Source organism: Streptomyces sp. NPDC048018, from assembly GCF_043202995.1.
GTDB lineage: Bacteria > Actinomycetota > Actinomycetes > Streptomycetales > Streptomycetaceae > Streptomyces.
Map to the genome: position 1 here is coordinate 413,699 of NZ_JBIDBK010000003.1, position 17,026 is coordinate 430,724.

The following is a 17,026-nucleotide window of genomic DNA, read 5'->3' on the forward strand; positions in this document are numbered from 1 at the left end:
GTCACTCCCGGCGGTAGACCGGGGTGCGTTTCTCGGCGAAGGCGGTCGCGCCTTCCTTGGCGTCCGCGGTGGCGAAGACCGGCCACCCCCGCCGGAGCTCCGCGGCCAGCCCCTCCTGCTCGGTCATCTCGGCGGTCTCGTAGACGGAGGCCTTGACGGCCTCGACGGCGAGCGGCCCGCAGGCGTTGATCCGCTCCGCGATCTCCAGGGCCGCCTCCAGGGCGGTGCCGTCCGGGACGACACGGCCGACCAGACCGATGGCCGCGGCCTCCTCCGCGGTGTAGGGGCGGCCGGTGAGGAGCATTTCGAGGGCGTGGGTGCGCGGGATCTGGCGGGGCAGCCGGACGGTGGAGCCGCCGATCGGGAAGAGGCCGCGCCGGACCTCGAAGAGGCCGAAGGTGGCGGTGGCCCCGGCCACCCGGATGTCGGTGCCCTGGAGGATCTCGGTGCCGCCGGCGACGCAGTATCCCTCGACGGCGGCGAGGACCGGCTTGCGCGGGCGGTGGTGCCGCAGCATGGCCTTCCAGTGCAGGTCGGGGTCGGCGGTCATGCGGTCCCTATACCGGTCCCCCGCCATGCCCTTGCCGGCGAGCGCCTTGAGGTCCATGCCCGCGCAGAAGGAGCCGCCGGCGCCGGTGAGGACGACCGAGCGGATCGTGTCGTCGGCGTCGGCGGCCAGCCAGCCGTCGTAGAGCCCGACCAGCATCGGCAGCGAGAGCGCGTTCCTGGCCTCGGGCCGGTTCAGGGTGAGGACCAGCGTGGCGCCCTCGCGCCGTACGTCGAGGTGTTCGGTGCCGAGGTGTTCGGTGCCGGGGTGGTCCGTTCCGGGGTGGTCCGTTCCGGGGTGGTCCGTGCAGGCGTTCTCGGTCCCGGGGTGTTCCGCGCCGCCCTTCGCCGGCACCTCCGCCGACCCGGCTGTCTCCGCCTTCTCTGCCGCTGCTGCCGCATCCGACGCGTCAGCCGCGTCCGCCGTGTCTGCCATGTCCGCCGTCTCCCGACTCCCGGCTCCATTTCTGGAACAGGTTGCAGGAGTGGCGGATCCAGTTCAATAGTTTTCTGACAGTCAGTCAGATTCTTCTGTGCGGGCCCTTCCCACCTCCGCCCGTCGGCGCTCTAATGACCGCCCAGTGACCGACGGGTTCCGTCCGGGCCAGGATCAGGAGGAACGGTGGAGTACAACCTTGCCGACCTGTTCGAATCGGTCGTCGACGTGGTCCCGGACCGCGAGGCGCTGGTGTACGTCGACCACCCCGGCACCGGGGCCGAGCGCCGGCTCACCTACGCCGAGCTCGACAGCGCCGCCAACCGGCTCGCCCATCACCTCCTGGACGCGGGCCTGCGCCCCGGCGAGCACCTCGGCCTCCACCTGTACAACGGCGTCGAGTACCTGCAGACCGTGCTGGCCTGCCTGAAGGCCCGGCTCGTCCCGGTCAACGTCAACTACCGCTACGTGAAAGAGGAGTTGGTCTACCTCTACCGCGACGCCGATCTGGCCGCCCTCGTCTTCGACGCCGAGTTCGGCGAGCGGGTCGCGGCGGCACTGCCGCAGACGGAGAAGCTGCGGCACCTCGTGCGGGTGGGGACCCCGTCCGAGGGCGCGCCGCCCGTTCCGGGCTGCGTGGCGTTCACCGAGGCGGAGGCGGCCGGCTCGGCGGATCGCGGCTTCGCACCGCGCTCGCCCGACGACCTCTTCATCATCTACACCGGCGGCACCACGGGCATGCCGAAGGGCGTGATGTGGCGCCAGGAGGACCTGTTCTTCGCCGGACTGTTCGGGGGTGACCCGAGCGGCGAGCCGGTCAAGCGTCCGGAGGAGCTCGCCGAACGGGTGGCGGCGGGCGGTGCGGGGCTCACCTTCTTCCCCACTCCCCCGCTGATGCACGGCACCTCCACGCTGACCTCGTTCATCGCCTTCAACTACGGTCAGCGGGTGGTGATCCACCGCAAGTACGTGCCCGCCGAGGTCCTGCGCACCATCGAGAAGGAGAAGGTGTCGAGCGTCTCGCTGGTCGGCGACGCGATGCTGCGCCCCCTCGTCGACGCCCTCCACGGACCGCTCAAGGACACGGACCTGTCGTCGCTGTTCAGCCTCTCCTCGTCCGGCGCGATCATGTCGGACACCGTGCGCGCCCAGTTCCAGGCCCTCGCCCCGAACGTGCTGCTGCTCAACAACTTCGGCTCGTCGGAGTCCGGTTCCAACGGGCGGGCCACCGACGACTCCGGCCCCGCCAAGGGCTTCCGGCTGCACGTCAACGAACGCACCCAGGTCGTCGACCCGGCCACCCACGAGCCCGTGGGCGTCGGCGAGATCGGCCGGCTCGCCCAGCGCGGCCACGTGCCGCTCGGGTACTACAACGACCGGGCCAAGACCGCCGAGACCTTCTTCCAGAAGGGCGACGAGCGCTGGGTCCTGCTCGGCGACATGGCCACCGTCGACGAACAGGGCATCGTCACCGTCCTCGGGCGCGGCTCGCAGTGCATCAACACCGGCGGCGAGAAGGTGTATCCGGAGGAGGTCGAGCAGGCGCTCAAGTCCCACCCGGACGTGTACGACGCCCTCGTCGCCGGCGTGCCGGACGCGAAGTGGGGCAGTCACGTGGCGGCCGTCGTCCAACTACGGCACGGCGCAGCCCCGTTGGACCTGGCGGCGATCCAGTCGCACTGCCGTACCCGGCTCGCCGGCTACAAGGTGCCGCGCCAGCTCGTGCTCGCCGACGCCATCCAGCGCTCCCCGAGCGGCAAGGCGGACTACCGCTGGGCCCGGTCGGTGGCGGTGGAGGCGGACGCGGGAGCGGGAGCGGGGTCCTGACAGGGGCCGGAACCGCGGCAGGCACCGAAGCCCGAGGGGATCCCGACCCGGGCGGACCACGGAGGGGTGACAACGCAGGGGCGGGCGCCCCAGCACGGCGCGGCAGCCGCGTTCACCGAGGGCGCGATACGGTGGGACGTCCGTCCCGAACAGCGAAGGAAGCCGTTTCACCGTGTCCGAGACCCGTCCGTCCGCGTCCCCGGCCGAGCTCCCTCAGGCCGAGCTGCGCGGCGACTGCGCGAACTGCTTCGGGCTGTGCTGCGTGGCCCTCCCCTTCGCCAGGTCCGCGGACTTCGCGGTGGACAAGTCCTCGGGCGAGCCCTGCCGGAACCTCCAGGAGGACTTCCGCTGCGGCATCCACACCCGGCTGCGGGACAGCGGCTTTCCGGGCTGCACGGTCTACGACTGCTTCGGCGCCGGCCAGCGTGTCTCCCAGGTCACGTTCGGCGGGGTGTCCTGGCGGGAGGCCCCGGACACCGCCCGGCAGATGTACGAGGTGTTCCCCGTGATGCGCCAGCTGCACGAGCTGCTGCGCTATCTCACGGAGGCCAGGGCGCTGGCCGCGACCCGTCCCGTCCACCGTGACCTCGACCGGGCCCTGGCCCGGGTGACGGCCCTGACCGACGGCTCGGCGGCCGAGCTGGAGAAGCTGGACGTCGCTCCCGTGCGGGCCGAGGTGAACCCGCTGCTGCTCAGGAGCAGCTCGCTGGTCCGGGCGGCGGCGGGCGGCAGGGCGAAGAACAAGCGCGGCGCCGATCTGATCGGGGCCCGGCTGCGCGGGGCGAAGCTGCGGGGCGCCGATCTGCGCGGGGCGCTGCTCATCGCGGCGGACCTGAGCGGGGCGGACCTGTCGCTCGCCGACCTGATCGGCGCCGACCTGCGGGACGCCGACCTGTCGGGCGCGGACCTGACCGGCGCCCTCTTCCTCACCCAGCCGCAGCTGAACGCGGCCCGGGGCGACGCCACCACCCGCCTGCCCGCCGGCTTCGAGCGCCCGGGGCACTGGGCCCGCCAGTAGGGCGCGTCCCGTCCCTTCCACCGGGCGCCGCGGAGACGTGGCCCCGGAGGTCCGCACGTCCGAGAGGCCGGCAGCGGCACGGTCCGCCCCGGCGGCTGATCACCGCGGCCTACGAGAGCTCGTACTGGTACGGGGTGGTCGTGGTGAGTTCGGCGAAGCCCAGGCGGGCGAGGATCGGGCGGCTGGTCGGTGCGGCGTCGACCTGGACGTAGCGGTAGCCGCGCTCCGCGGCGATCCGGGCGCGGTGGGCTACCAGAGCGCGGTAGAGGCCCCTGCCCCGCCAGGCCTCGACGGTGCCGCCGCCGTACAGCCCCGCGAAGTCGGTGTCCCGCGGCAGGTCGAGGCGGGCCGCGCTGACCGGGACGCCCTCGGCGAGGGCGACGACGGCGGCGACGGTTCCGGGCGCGTCGGCGAGCTGGTCGAGGAGACGGCGGCCCAGGTGGGAGCTGTCCGTCCCGAAGGCGCGGTCGTGCACCTCGACCACCATCCGGACGCCGGCCTCGTCGGTGACGGCCCGCAGCTCCACCCCCTCCGGCAGTCCCTCGTGCGACGGCAGGGCGGTCGCCTCGGCGACCATCAGGCTCTCCTGCTCCTCGGCGGTGAACCCGGCGGCGAGGAGGCGTGCGGGGAGGTCGGCCGGCCCGTCGTGGCCGTACAGCTTCCATTCGAAGGAGCGGCCGGCGGCGCGGAAGTGGCGGATCTGGGCGGCGATGGCCGCGTCGGCGTCGTCCCGGCCGAGGCCGGACCAGAGGATGCCGTTCCAGCCGTGCGCGGGCCCGGTCTGGCGGACGACGAGTCCGTCGCGTTCGACGCGGGCGCCTGGTCCGTCCGGGCGGGCACCCAGGCGGAGCTGGCGGTCGTGCTGGAGGCGCAGGGCGGTGAGGTCCATGGCAGCCACCCCAGCACCCGCCGTGGTGCGGGCGCCACCGGATTTCGGTGGGCGCACGCCGGGCCCGTGGGCAGGGCGGCACGGGGTCCGCGTCGCGTCGGCCCGCTCGCTCCGTGGGTGCGCCACGAGGATCGGCCCCACCCGAAGGTGTGATCTTCCGCGCGCGCCGCCCGGCGGCGGGAACGACATCGACGTGGACGGCCCGGCCGGGGTGCCGGGCCGCCTGTCCGCCCGGCCGCGATCCTGTCGGGCCCGGTCCCGTCCGGACGTCGCACGCGCTCCGCCGGGCGGACGAGTCGAGAAAACCTGCCCCGACCTCTTGCCAAGCCCGGGGTGGGGACGGATTTACTGGCCTCGCGAAGATCTACCGAATGATCGGTCGTCCGTTTTACGCCGGTCGGCCGGGCGGTACGGGCGTGAGGGCTGGGAGTGACGCATGACTGATCTGCTGGACGCGGGCGAGCGGCTGGGCCGCGACGAGCTGGAGGCCCTCCAGCTGGAGCGGCTGCGTGCGACCCTGCGGCACGCCTACGACAACGTGGCGTTCTACCGGCGGTCCTTCGACGCGGCGGGGATCCGGCCGGAGGACTGCCGCACCCTCGCCGACCTGGCCCGCTTCCCCTTCACCGCCAAGACGGATCTGCGCGAGCACTACCCGTTCGGGATGTTCGCCGTGGAGCAGTCGGAGATCCGCCGCATCCACGCCTCCAGCGGCACGACAGGGCGGCCCACGGTCGTCGGCTACACCCAGCGGGACCTGGACACCTGGGCGGACGTGGTCGCCCGCTCGATCCGCGCGGCCGGCGGCCGGCCCGGGCACAAGGTGCACGTGGCCTACGGGTACGGGCTGTTCACCGGCGGCCTGGGCGCGCACTACGGGGCCGAGCGGCTCGGCTGCACGGTCATCCCCGCCTCCGGCGGCATGACCGCCCGCCAGGTGCAGCTGATCCAGGACTTCCGGCCCGAGATCATCATGGTCACGCCCTCGTACATGCTGACCCTGCTCGACGAGTTCGAGCGCCAGGGCGTCGACCCGCGCGGCACCTCCCTCAAGGTCGGCATCTTCGGCGCCGAGCCCTGGACGGAGGAGATGCGCCGCGAGATCGAGGAGCGCTTCGCCATCGACGCCGTCGACATCTACGGTCTCTCCGAGGTGATGGGCCCGGGCGTGGCCCAGGAGTGCGTGGAGACCAAGGACGGGCTGCACATCTGGGAGGACCACTTCTACCCGGAGATCGTGGACCCGGTCACGGGCGAGGTGCTGCCGGACGGTGCGGAGGGCGAACTGGTCTTCACCTCCCTGACCAAGGAGGCCATGCCGGTGGTGCGCTACCGCACCCGTGACCTGACCCGGCTGCTGCCGGGGACGGCCCGGGTGTTCCGGCGCATGGAGAAGATCACCGGCCGCAGCGACGACATGGTGATCCTGCGCGGGGTGAATCTCTTCCCCACCCAGATCGAGGAGATCGTGCTGCGCACCCCCGGGGTGGCCCCGCACTTCCAGCTCCGGCTGACCCGCGAGGGCCGGCTGGACGCCCTGACGGTGCGCGCGGAGGCCCGCCCCGACGCGACGCCCGGGGAACGCGACGACGCCGCGCGGGCGATCGTCAAGGCGGTCAAGGACGGGATCGGGGTGTCGGTCGCGGTCGAGGTGGTGGACCCGGACACCCTGGAGCGCTCGGTGGGCAAGATCAGGCGCATCGTCGACCTGAGGTGACCTCCGGGACGAGCGCCGAGCAGGGTGGCTGCGTAGCCTGGGGGTAGGAGGTGGTTGCGATGCTGTCGGACTCTCCTGTGGCCGCGATCATTCCGGCCAACGATCTGGCCAGGGCCAAGCGCTTCTACACCGAGACCCTCGGCCTGACCCTGACCCGGGAAGCGCCCGAGGACACCCGGCTCGAGTCCGGTGGGACGATCGTGGGTCTCTACGAGACCCCGTACGGCGGCCAGGCCCAGCACACGCTGGCGAGCTTCAAGGTCGACGACCTCGACGCGTCGATGTCGGAGCTCAAGGCGAAGGGCGTGACCTTCGAGGACTACGACCTGCCGGGCCTCAAGACGGTGGACGGCGTGGTCGAGACGGACAACATGCGCGGGTGCTGGTTCAAGGACAGTGAGGGAAACGTCCTCTGTCTGGTGCAGGACCGTTAGGACCGGCGGCCGAAGCGGTCCCGCAGCTCGCGCTTGAGGATCTTTCCGCTGGCGTTGCGGGGCAGCGTCTCGACCAGGAACACCCGCTTCGGGGCCTTGAAGTGGGCGAGCCTCTCGCGCGCGTGCGCGAGGATTTCGTCCTCGGTGACCTCGTGGCGCGGCACGACGAACGCGGTGACGGCCTCGATCCAGCGGTCGTCGGGCAGACCGACGACCGCGGTCTCGGCGACCGCGGGATGGGTGTAGAGGGCGTCCTCGACCTGCCGTGAGGCGACGAGGACGCCCCCGGAGTTGATGACGTCCTTGACCCGGTCGACCACCGTGAAGTAGCCCTCGGCGTCGCGGACGGCGAGGTCGCCGGAGCGGAACCAGCCGTCCCGGAAGGCCTCCTCGGTCTCTTCCGGCCTGTCCCAGTAGCCGCAGCACAACTGCGGTGAACGGTAGACGACTTCGCCGGGGGTGCCGTCGGGGACGTCCTTGCCGTGCTCGTCGACGACCCGGGCCTCGACGTGGCGGACGGGTCGGCCGCAGGAGTCCATCCGGCCCTCGTGCTCGTCGGGCCCGAGGACGGTGGCGAGGGGGCCGATCTCCGACTGGCCGAAGCAGTTGTAGAAGCGCAGACCGGGCAGGCGGGCGCGCAGCCCCTCCAGGACCGGGACGGGCATGACCGAGGCGCCGTAGTAGGCCTTGCGGAGGGCGGAGAGGTCGCGCGTGGCGAACCCGGGGTGCTCCGCGAGCCCGATCCAGACGGTCGGCGGAGCGAACAGACTGTCGCAGCGCCCGGATTCGGTCAGGTCGAACAGGAGCGCGGGGTCGGGTCCGTCGACGACGGTGTTCTCGGCGCCGACCGCGAGGTAGGGCAGCAGGAAGACGTGCATCTGCGCCGAGTGGTACAGCGGCAGCGAGTGCACGGGGCGGTCGTCCTCGTGCAGGTCGAGGGCGTGGATCGCGCTCTCGTACTCGTGGACCAGGGCCCGGTGGGTCATCATCGCACCCTTGGGCAGGGCGGTGGTGCCCGACGTGTAGAGCAGCTGTACGAGGTCGCCCGGGTCGCGGTCCGTGTCGTACGGCTCCGGGTCGAACGGCCCCGGGGCGGCGAGCGCCCCGAGGAGCGACTCCTCGCTGTCGCGCAGGGGCCGTACGGGGAGGCCGGAGGGGACGCGGTCGGCGAGCGCCGGATCCGCGAGGACCAGTGAACTGCCGGACTGACGCAGGATGTAGCCGAGATCGTCACCGGTGAGGTGGTGGTTCACCGGGACGTGCACGAGGCCGGCGCGGGAGCAGGCGAGGAAGGCGATCAGATAGGCGTCGGAGTTGTGCGCGTAGGTCGCGACCCGGGCGTGCTCCGGCAGTCCCCACCGCTCGCGCAGGACGGCGGCGGCGGTGGTGACGGCGGCGTCGAGTTCGGCGTAGGTCCAGGCGCGGTCGCCGTAGCGCAGCGCGATCCGGTCGGGAATGCGCCGGGCGCTCGTGCGCAGGACGCCGTCGACGGTTCGGGTGAGCATGCTGCGCGGTCCTCGGTCCATGGCTGACGATCCTCGGCGGGGCCGGGCGGCCGGTCAAGTACCCGGTCGGGCTCACGCGTCCCCGGTCCTGCGGATACCGAACGGGATGTTGACAGAGCGGGCGCTTGGTGTCTGGATGACCCAACCCGCTTTCCTCACCTGCTCGTTGGGAGTCACCTTGCACTTCCGCACCGTGTTCCCGGTCCGGTGGAGACGGCTCGCGCTGATCGGCGCGGCCCTGGCCACCGTCACCGCCTCGCTGCCCGCCGCCGCCGTCGCGGACCAGGGCGACCGTGCCCACCACCCCTCGGACCGGGGGCTCTCGGCGGTCATCCGCTACACCGAGTACGGCATTCCGCACATCGTGGCCGAGGACTACGCGGGCCTCGGCTTCGGCACCGGCTGGGCGCAGGCCGCGGACCAGGTGTGCGTCCTCGCCGACGGCTTCCTCACCGTGAACGGCGAGCGGTCCCGGTGGTTCGGCGCCTCCGCCGCGCCGGACGGCTCCCTGTCGTCGGCGACGAGGAACCTGTCCAGCGACCTGTTCTTCCGCGGGGTGAAGGAGGCCGGGACGGTCGAGGCGCTGCTCGCCACCCCCGCTCCGGCGGGCCCGAGCCGGCAGCTGAAGGAGCTGATGCGCGGCTGGGCGGCCGGTTACAACGCCTGGCTGCGGAAGAACCGCGTCACCGACCCGGCCTGCGCGGGAGCCGACTGGGTCCGCCCGGTCACCGCGCTGGACGTGGCGCGGCGCGGCTGGGCGGTCTCCGTCCTGGGCGGGCAGGGCCGGGCGGTGGACGGCATCACGGCGTCCCGCCCGCCGTCCGCGCCCGCCGCGCCGGAGGCTCCGGCGGCCGGACCCCGCCCGGCGTCGGGGGCCACAGGCCGGGCCGCGGTCTCCTCCGCCCCGGCACCGTTCTCCTCGGCGCCCCAGGCCCCTGACCCGCAGCGGACGGCAGAGGCGGCGCGCGAGCTGTTCGGGGCCCAGAACGCCACGATGGGCTCCAACGCCGTCGCCTTCCAGGGCGCCACCACCGCGAACGGCCGCGGGCTGCTGCTCGGCAATCCGCACTACCCCTGGCAGGGCGGCCGCCGCTTCTGGCAGTCCCAGCAGACCATCCCCGGCGAGCTCGACGTCTCCGGGGCCTCCCTGCTCGGCACCACCGTCGTCAACATCGGTTTCAACGAGAAGGTCGCCTGGAGCCACACCGTCGCGACGGGCGTCCCGCTCAACCTGCACCAGCTCACGCTCGACCCGGCCGACCCCACCGCGTATCTGGTGGACGGCACGGCGGAGCGGATGACCCCGCGCAGGATCACGGTCGCGGTGAAGGACGGCGCCCCCGTCACGGGTACCCAGTGGTGGACCCGCTACGGACCGGTCGTCACCGGTCTCGGCGCGTCCCTGCCGCTGCCGTGGACGACGACCACGGCCTTCGCGCTCAACGATCCGAACGCCGCCAACCTGCGGGCCTCCGACACCGCCCTCGGCTTCGCGAAGTCCCGCTCCACCCGTGACATGGCGGACGCGCTGGCCCGCACCCAGGGCCTGCCGTGGGTGAACACCGTCGCCGCCGACGCCGCCGGGCACACCCTCTTCACCCAGGCCCAGGTACTCCCCCGGATCACCGACGAGCTGGCCGCCCGCTGCTCGACCCCGCTCGGCCGGGCCACCTATCCGGCCGCCGGCATCGCGGTGCTCGACGGCGCGCGCGGCGACTGCGCGCTCGGCTCGGACCCGGACGCGGTGCAGCCCGGGGTCTTCGGCCCCGCGCGGATGCCGGTCCTGCGGGACGCGCCGTACGTGGCGAACTCCAACGACAGCGCATGGCTGGCCAACGCCGAGCGGCCGGTGACCGGCTACGAGCGCGTCTTCGGCACCGTCGGCACCCCGCGCTCGCTGCGCACCCGCGGAGGCGTCGAGGACGTGGCGGCCATGGCCGGGCGCGGCGGCCTCACCGTGGCCGATCTGCAGCGCCAGCAGTTCGCCGACCGGGCGCCGGCCGGTGACCTGGCGGCCGCCGACACGGCGACGGCGTGCGCAAGCGTGCTCCCCGGCGACCCGGAGGCCTGCCGGGTGATCCGCGACTGGGACCGCACGGTGAACACGGACAGCCGGGGCGCGCTGCTCTTCGACCGCTTCTGGCGCAGGTTCACGGCCTCGGCACCGCTCGCCGAGCAGTGGAAGGTGCCGTTCTCGGCCGCCGACCCGGTGCGCACGCCGCGCGCGCTCAACACGGACTCCCCCGCGTTCGCCAAGGCCCTGCGGGAGGCGGTGGGCGAGCTCCGCGCGGCCGGGTTCGCGCTGGACGCGCCGCTCGGGCAGCACCAGTTCGTGGTGCGGAACGGGGCACGCATCCCGGTGAGCGGCGGCACGGAGGCGCTGGGCGTCTGGAACAAGGCGGAGCCCGTCTGGAATCCGGCGGGCGGCGGCTACACCGAGGTCGCGCACGGCACGAGTCACGTCCAGGCGGTCGGCTGGGACGGCGGCCGGTGCCCGGTGGCCCGCACGCTCCTGACGTACTCCCAGTCCTCGGATCCCGGGTCGGCGCACTACAGCGACCAGACGCGGCTGTTCTCGGGCGAGCGCTGGGTGACCTCCCGGTTCTGTGAGAAGGACATCCTGCGATCGCCCGACCTGCGGATCGTGTTCGTCAGGAACTGAGCCCGTCAGGGGCTCGGCCCCGCAGGGAAGCGGGATCCGTCAGGAACTGAGCCCGTCAGGGGCTGAACGACAGGAACACGAAGGCGGCGAAGATCGAGAGGTGGACGCTGCCCTGAAGGAGGGTGGCCCGGCCGGGCACCACCGTCAGGGCGCTCACCACGGCCGTGAGCACGAGCAGCACCATGTGGAGGGGCCCCAGGCCGAGGATCAGGGGCCCGTCCAGCCAGATGGACGCGAGGGCGATCGAGGGGATCGTCAGGCCGATGCTCGCGATGGCGGAGCCGTAGGCCAGGTTCATGCTGGTCTGCATGCGGTCCCGGCTCGCGGCGCGCACGGCGGCGAGGGTCTCGGGCAGCAGCACCATGAGGGCGATGACGACGCCCACGACCGCCTTGGGCAGACCCGCGTCCGCGACGGCGTCCTCGATGGTGGGCGAGACGAGTTTGGCGTTGCCGACGACGGCGACGAGGGCGACCACGAGCAGCCCCAGGCTGAACCAGGCAGCGCGGGGGGTCGGCGGATCCGCGTGCTCCTCCTCCGGCCCTCCGGCCTCCCGGCCCGGTCGCGGCACCGGCAGGAAGTAGTCGCGGTGCCGGACGGTCTGGACGGCGACGAACACGCCGTAAAGAAGGAGCGAGGAGACGGCGGCGAAGGCCAGCTGTCCGGCGGAGAACTCGGGGCCGGGGTGGGTGGTGGTGAAGGTCGGCAGGACCAGGGTCATGGTCGCCAGGGTGCAGACGATGGCGAGCTCGCCGCCGGAGCCCTCGGCGTTGAAGACGGCCACGCGGTTGCGCAGCGCGCCGACCAGCAGGGAGAGCCCGACGATGCCGTTGCAGGTGATCATGACGGCGGCGAAGACCGTGTCCCGGGCGTAGCTGGTGGCCTTGTCCCCGCCGCCGATCATCAGCATGACGATCAGTCCGACCTCGATGACGGTGACGGCGACGGCGAGCACGAGGGAGCCGTAGGGTTCGCCGACGCGGTGCGCGATGACCTCGGCGTGGTGGACGGCCGAGAGAACGGCGGCGAAGAGGCAGAGCACGATGAGCGCCACCGCGAAGCCCGGTAGGTCGCGTCCCCACCCGAGGGCCAGGCCCACGGCCGCGACGACCGGCCCCCAGGTGGTCCACTGTCGTGTCAGTCCTGCGGTACTCGAACTCATGCCCTGAATCCTGCCATAAGTCGCATGAGTGGCTTTTGCGCGCCGCGTGGGCCGCCTCCATGACGGACACTCAAGAACCGCGCAGCGCACGGAAGGACGTGCCTCCGCCGCAGGGTGGGACGGACGGGCGTTCGAGGGCGCGGACGTGCCCGCGGAGACGGCCCGGCACGCCGGCCCCGCCGACGTGCTGCGCGAGCAGGCGGACGGGGCCGTGGGCCGCTGACCCGGCGCCGGCGCCGCCGCGTCACAGCGGGCGGTCGTGCCCCTCCCAGTAGGGGTCGCGCAGACGGCGCTTGTACAGCTTGCCGTTGGGGTCGCGGGGCATGTGGGCGATGAAGTCGACGGACTTGGGGCGCTTGTAGCCGGCGAGGCGGGACGCACAGTGCGCCAGGACGGCGGAGGCGAGCTCGGGGCCGGGGGTGTGCCCCTCGGCCACCTCGACGACGGCCTTCACCTCCTCGCCCCAGTCGGCGTGCGGGATACCGAAGGCGGCGGCGTCGGCGACGGCGGGGTGGGCGAGCAGGGCGGCCTCGATCTCGGCGGGGTAGATGTTCACCCCGCCGGAGATGATCATGTCGATCTTGCGGTCGCGGAGGAAGAGATAGCCGTCCTCGTCCAGGACGCCGAGGTCGCCGACGGTGAAGAAGTCGCCGATGCGGCTCGACGCGGTCTTGGCCTCGTCCTTGTGGTAGCGGAAGCCGCCGGTGCTCATCTTCATGTAGACGGTGCCGAGCCGGCCGGGCGGCAGCCGCTCGCCGTCGTCGTCGAAGACGGCGAGTTCGCTGATGGGCCAGGCGCGGCCGACGGTGCCGGGCTTCTTGAGCCAGTCCTCGGCGGTGGCGAAGGCGCCGCCGCCCTCGCTCGCCGCGTAGTACTCCTCGACGCAGTGCCCCCACCACTCGATCATGGCGCGCTTGACGTGGTCCGGACACGGAGCGGCGCCGTGGATGGCGTGGCGCATCGAGGAGACGTCGTAGCGGTTCCGCACCTCCTCGGGGAGGGCGAGGAGACGGTGGAACTGGGTGGGCACCATGTGGGTGTGGGTGCAGCGGTGGGTGTCGACGAGGCGCAGCATCTCCTCGGGCGTCCACTTGTCCATGAGGACGATCGGGTGGCCGATGTGCAGGGCGGCGCCGGCGAACTGGAGCACGGCCGTGTGGTACAGCGGCGAGCAGACGAGGTGGACGTTGCCGTCGAAGGGCTTGATGCCGAAGATGCCGAGGAAGCCGCCGAGGTAGGTCTCCTCGGGGAGCCTGCCGGGCAGCGGGCGCCGGATGCCGCGGGGGCGCCCGGTGGTGCCGGAGGTGTAGTTCATGACCCAGCCGAGGGTGCGGTCCTCCGGTGCGGTCGCGGGCTGTCCGTCGAGGAGTTCGGCGTACGGGCGGAAGCCGGGGACCGTGCCGACGGCGTAGCGGTGGCTCGGGGCGAGGCGGGCCTCGGCGGCGGCGGCGACGGCGGCTTCGGCGAAGCGTTCGTGCGCGACGAGGACCTTGGCGCCCGAGTCGGCGACGATCCAGGCGATCTCGGGGCCGACCAGGTGGTGGTTGACGGGGACGAGGTAGAACCCGGCCTGGGCGGCGGCGAGGTAGGCGGTGAAGAACTCGATGCCGTTGGGGAGCACCACGGCGAAGGCGTCGCCGCGTTCCAGACCGGCGGCGCGCAGGCCGTGGACGAGCTGGTTCACGGCCGCGTGGAGGCGGCCGGCGGGCCACTGCTCTCCGTCCGGAGCGGTGATCACGGTGCGGTCCGGGGCGGCGGTGGCCTGCGCCCAGAAGCCGTTGGGCCCCTCGGTCATGACGCGCTCCTTCCGGCGATGCGATTGATGCGGTCGACGGCCCTCTCGAAGCCGCGGGTCAGCTCGTCGAAGACCTGCTGGACGCTGCGCTCGGCGTTCATCCGGCCGACGATCTGGCCGACCGGGGTGCCGAGCAGGGGGGCGACCTCGTACTTCTGGATGCGTGAGACGGCCTCGGCGACGAGCAGTCCCTGCAGCGGCATGGGCAGCGTGCCGGGCCCCGCCGGGTCGTCCCAGGCGTCGGTCCACTCGGTGCGCAGCTGGCGGGCGGGCTTGCCGGTGAGGGCGCGGGAGCGGACGGTGTCGCCGGAGCCGGCGGCGAGCAGCTTCTCGGTCAGGGCGCGGGAGTGGAGTTCGGCCTCGGTGGTGGTGAGCCAGAGGGAGCCGAGCCAGACGCCCTGGGCGCCGAGGGCGAGGCCGGCGGCGATCTGTTCTCCGCTGCCGATGCCGCCGGCGGCGAGCACGGGCAGGGGGGACACGGCCTCGACGACCTCGGGGGTGAGGACCATGGAGGCGATCTCGCCGGTGTGCCCGCCGGCCTCGTAGCCCTGGGCGACGACGATGTCGATGCCGGCCTCGGCGTGGTGGCGGGCGTGCCGGGCGCTGCCGGCGAGGGCGGCGACGAGGACGCCGTGGGCATGGGCGCGGGCGACGACGTCGGCGGGCGGCGAGCCGAGGGCGTTGGCCAGCAGTTTGATGGGGTAGTCGAAGGCGACGTCGAGCTGGCTGCGCGCGACCTGCTCCATCCAGCCGGTGATGCGCCAGCCGGAGGCCTCGCCCGCCGCGAGCTCGGGAACGCCGTGCTTCGCGAGGGTGGCGCGGACGAACTCGCGGTGCCCCTCGGGGATCATCGCCTCGACGTCGGCCTCGGACACGCCCTCGACCTTCTTCGCAGGCATGACCACATCAAGGCCGTAGGGCAGCCCGTCCGTGTGCTCCTGCATCCAGTCGAGATCGCGGGCGAGGTCGTCGGGGGCGGTGTAGCGGACCGCGCCGAGGACGCCGAACCCGCCGGCTCTGGTGAGGGCGGCGGCCACCGCGGGGAAGGGCGTGAAGCCGAAGATGGCGTGCTCGATCCCCAGTTTCCGACTCAGCTCCGTCTTCATGGGCGGCATGGTGCCGCAGCCGGTGTGCCGAGGGAAGAGATTTTCTGATGCTGTGTCAGATTGTTTCGCGGCGGGGAGGGCGGTGGGAGAGGGTGGGCATGACGGAGACGACGAGGTTCGCGGGCCGGGGGCCGAGCCGCCGGGCGTTCGGCGGCGGGGTCCTCGCCCTGGGAGGTGCGCTGATGATCGGTACGGTGCCGGGCGCCGCGTCCGCCCCCGACCCGGGGCCGGGGCCGGGGCACGGGCACCCCGGCCGGCCCCGGCGGACCACACTGCGGCGCGGATCCGCCGAGCGGGCCGGGCTGCTGCCGGAGCATCTGGACCGGCTCGTCGCCGACGCCGAGTCCTTCCTGCGTCCCTCCCCCGCGCACCCCTGGTACGCGGGCGCGGTGCTGCTCGCGGGGCGCGGCGACACGGTCGCGCTGCACCGGCCGATCGGCATGGCGGTGCGCTACGCGGCGTACGACGAGAAGACCGACACCGGCGTCGAACTCCCGGCGGACCGGCGGATCCCGATGCGCGAGGACACCGTCTTCGACCTGGCGTCGGTCTCCAAGCTCTTCACGTCGATCCTGGCGGTGCAGCAGATCGAGCGCGGGACGGTGGCGCTCGAGGAGCGGGTCACGGCGTATCTGCCGGAGTTCGGGGGCGGCGGGAAGCGGGACGTCACGGTCCGTCAGCTGCTCACGCACACCTCGGGGTTCCGCACCTGGCTCCCGCTCTTCAAGGAGCCGACCCGGGAGGCGCGGCTGCGGCGGCTGTGGAACGAGGTGCCCGCCGACCCGCCCGGCACGGTCTACCGCTACTCCGACCTCAATCTGATCACCCTGCAGCTGATCCTGGAGGAGATCACCGCTCGCCCTCTGGACGACCTGCTCCGCACCGAGATCACCGCTCCGCTCGGGATGCACCGCACACGCTTCAACCCCCCGCTCTCCTGGCGGCCCGACATCGCCGCCACGGAGGACGCCCGCCCGCCCTGGTCCGGCCTCGACCGCGGCATGGTGTGGGGCGAGGTGCACGACGAGAACGCGTACGGCATGGGCGGGGTGGCCGGCCACGCCGGCGTCTTCTCCCGCGCCCGGGACCTCGCCGTCCTCGCCCGCACCCTGCTCAACGGGGGCGCCTACGGGGACGCCCGGATCCTCTCCCCCGCCTCCGTCGCGCTGATGTTCACCGACTTCAACACCGCCTTCCCCGGTGACGCGCACGGCCTCGGCTTCGAGCTCCACCAGCACTGGTACATGGGCGCCATGAGCACCCCGCGCTCGGCCGGGCACACCGGCTTCACGGGCACCAGTCTGGTCCTCGACCCGACGACCGACTCCTTCCTGATCGTGCTGGGCAACTCCGTCCATCCGGTGCGGAACTGGCGTTCCGGCTCGGCGCCCCGCGTCGCCGCCGCGGACGCCCTCGCCCGCGCCGTCCCGGTGCGCCCCGCTCGCGGCCCGCACGCCTGGTTCTCCGGAATGGCGAGCGGAACCGTCGCCGCGCTCACCCTCCCGGAGGTCCGCGAAGCCACCCGCTTCGAGTGCGCCCTGTGGTGGGACACCGCACCGGACGCGGACGCCGCCTTCCTGGAGGCCTCGACGGACGGCGGCGCGCACTGGGCGCCGGTCCCGTTCACGACCGTCGCGCACCGCTCGGGTCCGCCACGCCGCCTGCACCATCCGGCAGGCACGGTCGGCGGCTGGTCGGGCCGGGAGTGGTACGGGCTCTCCGCCGACCTCACCCCGTGGTCGCCGGCCCCGGTCCGCCTGCGCTGGCGCTACGCCACGGACCGGCGCCACGTGGGCCGCGGGGTGTACGTGGACGCGCTCCGGCTCCTGGACGCGTCGGGCCGCGCGGTGTTCGACGAGGCCCGCCCCGCCGACCGGGCGCGGATCGAGGCGGCGGGCTGGACGGCCTCGGCGGACTGAACCGGCCCGG

The 17,026-nt window shown here is 73.1% G+C and carries 12 protein-coding genes; 6 read left to right on the forward strand and 6 right to left on the reverse strand.

Annotated features, from left to right (window positions below; genetic code table 11):
• Position 1 precedes the first annotated feature (1 nt).
• A complete protein-coding gene (locus ACGF1Z_RS13205; protein WP_393003142.1) occupies positions 2-982 on the reverse strand; it encodes a crotonase/enoyl-CoA hydratase family protein in 981 nt (326 codons plus the stop codon).
• Positions 983-1,168: 186 nt separating this feature from the next.
• Between ACGF1Z_RS13205 and ACGF1Z_RS13210 the strand changes: the two genes are divergently transcribed.
• Together ACGF1Z_RS13210 and ACGF1Z_RS13215 are read left to right on the forward strand one after the other, a co-directional pair.
• Entirely contained in the window at positions 1,169-2,809 is a 1,641-nt protein-coding gene (locus tag ACGF1Z_RS13210) for an acyl-CoA synthetase (RefSeq protein ID WP_393003144.1), read from the forward strand.
• A 172-nt stretch (positions 2,810-2,981) separates the two neighbouring features.
• Positions 2,982-3,827 carry a pentapeptide repeat-containing protein gene (locus ACGF1Z_RS13215; RefSeq protein WP_393003146.1) on the forward strand — a complete coding sequence of 282 codons (846 nt, stop codon included), beginning with the start codon at positions 2,982-2,984 and terminating at the stop codon, positions 3,825-3,827.
• 109 nt (positions 3,828-3,936) lie between these two features.
• Here ACGF1Z_RS13215 and ACGF1Z_RS13220 read toward each other — a convergent pair whose 3' ends face one another.
• Entirely contained in the window at positions 3,937-4,716 is a 780-nt protein-coding gene (locus ACGF1Z_RS13220) for a GNAT family N-acetyltransferase (RefSeq protein ID WP_393003148.1), read from the reverse strand.
• A gap of 436 nt (positions 4,717-5,152) precedes the next feature.
• Here ACGF1Z_RS13220 and paaK point away from each other — a divergent pair, with 436 nt between their 5' ends.
• Positions 5,153-6,433: a phenylacetate--CoA ligase PaaK gene (gene paaK, locus ACGF1Z_RS13225; protein ID WP_393003150.1), complete on the forward strand. Its 1,281-nt coding sequence runs from the start codon at positions 5,153-5,155 to the stop codon at positions 6,431-6,433.
• A gap of 59 nt (positions 6,434-6,492) precedes the next feature.
• Positions 6,493-6,867 (forward strand): VOC family protein, encoded by a 375-nt coding sequence (locus tag ACGF1Z_RS13230; protein ID WP_393003152.1) that lies wholly within the window; start codon positions 6,493-6,495, stop codon positions 6,865-6,867.
• On the opposite strand, the gene ACGF1Z_RS13235 is transcribed toward ACGF1Z_RS13230, so the two are convergent.
• Positions 6,864-8,372, reverse strand: a complete 1,509-nt coding sequence (locus ACGF1Z_RS13235; protein WP_393003154.1) for a fatty acyl-CoA synthetase — start codon at positions 8,370-8,372, stop codon at positions 6,864-6,866. The genes ACGF1Z_RS13230 and ACGF1Z_RS13235 overlap by 4 nt on opposite strands.
• 136 nt (positions 8,373-8,508) lie before the next feature.
• Between ACGF1Z_RS13235 and ACGF1Z_RS13240 the strand changes: the two genes are divergently transcribed.
• Positions 8,509-11,034, forward strand: coding sequence for a penicillin acylase family protein (locus ACGF1Z_RS13240; RefSeq protein ID WP_393003156.1), 2,526 nt, complete (start codon positions 8,509-8,511; stop codon positions 11,032-11,034).
• A 55-nt stretch (positions 11,035-11,089) separates the two neighbouring features.
• On the opposite strand, the gene ACGF1Z_RS13245 is transcribed toward ACGF1Z_RS13240, so the two are convergent.
• From ACGF1Z_RS13245 to ACGF1Z_RS13255, 3 genes are all read right to left on the reverse strand, one after another.
• Positions 11,090-12,196 (reverse strand): calcium:proton antiporter, encoded by a 1,107-nt coding sequence (locus tag ACGF1Z_RS13245; protein WP_393003158.1) that lies wholly within the window; start codon positions 12,194-12,196, stop codon positions 11,090-11,092.
• A 244-nt stretch (positions 12,197-12,440) separates the two neighbouring features.
• Positions 12,441-13,991: an acyl-CoA synthetase gene (locus tag ACGF1Z_RS13250; RefSeq protein ID WP_393003160.1), complete on the reverse strand. Its 1,551-nt coding sequence runs from the start codon at positions 13,989-13,991 to the stop codon at positions 12,441-12,443.
• On the reverse strand, positions 13,988-15,097 hold the full coding sequence (locus ACGF1Z_RS13255; protein ID WP_393003162.1) for an NAD(P)H-dependent flavin oxidoreductase: 1,110 nt from the start codon (positions 15,095-15,097) through the stop codon (positions 13,988-13,990). The genes ACGF1Z_RS13250 and ACGF1Z_RS13255 overlap by 4 nt, the downstream gene beginning before the upstream one ends.
• A 98-nt stretch (positions 15,098-15,195) precedes the next feature.
• Here ACGF1Z_RS13255 and ACGF1Z_RS13260 point away from each other — a divergent pair, with 98 nt between their 5' ends.
• Positions 15,196-17,016, forward strand: a complete 1,821-nt coding sequence (locus tag ACGF1Z_RS13260) for a serine hydrolase (RefSeq protein ID WP_393003164.1) — start codon at positions 15,196-15,198, stop codon at positions 17,014-17,016.
• The last annotated feature ends 10 nt before the right edge of the window (positions 17,017-17,026 follow it).

Coding starts and splice junctions, on each gene's coding strand:
- paaK (WP_393003150.1), top strand. CDS start 5,153: ATGACTGATCTGCTGGACGCGGGCGAGCGGCTGGGCCGCGACGAGCTG.
- ACGF1Z_RS13260 (WP_393003164.1), top strand. CDS start 15,196: ATGACGGAGACGACGAGGTTCGCGGGCCGGGGGCCGAGCCGCCGGGCG.
- ACGF1Z_RS13230 (WP_393003152.1), top strand. CDS start 6,493: ATGCTGTCGGACTCTCCTGTGGCCGCGATCATTCCGGCCAACGATCTG.
- ACGF1Z_RS13240 (WP_393003156.1), top strand. CDS start 8,509: ATGACCCAACCCGCTTTCCTCACCTGCTCGTTGGGAGTCACCTTGCAC.
- ACGF1Z_RS13220 (WP_393003148.1), bottom strand. CDS start 4,716: ATGGACCTCACCGCCCTGCGCCTCCAGCACGACCGCCAGCTCCGCCTG.
- ACGF1Z_RS13205 (WP_393003142.1), bottom strand. CDS start 982: ATGGCAGACACGGCGGACGCGGCTGACGCGTCGGATGCGGCAGCAGCG.
- ACGF1Z_RS13245 (WP_393003158.1), bottom strand. CDS start 12,196: ATGAGTTCGAGTACCGCAGGACTGACACGACAGTGGACCACCTGGGGG.
- ACGF1Z_RS13250 (WP_393003160.1), bottom strand. CDS start 13,991: ATGACCGAGGGGCCCAACGGCTTCTGGGCGCAGGCCACCGCCGCCCCG.
- ACGF1Z_RS13235 (WP_393003154.1), bottom strand. CDS start 8,372: ATGCTCACCCGAACCGTCGACGGCGTCCTGCGCACGAGCGCCCGGCGC.
- ACGF1Z_RS13255 (WP_393003162.1), bottom strand. CDS start 15,097: ATGAAGACGGAGCTGAGTCGGAAACTGGGGATCGAGCACGCCATCTTC.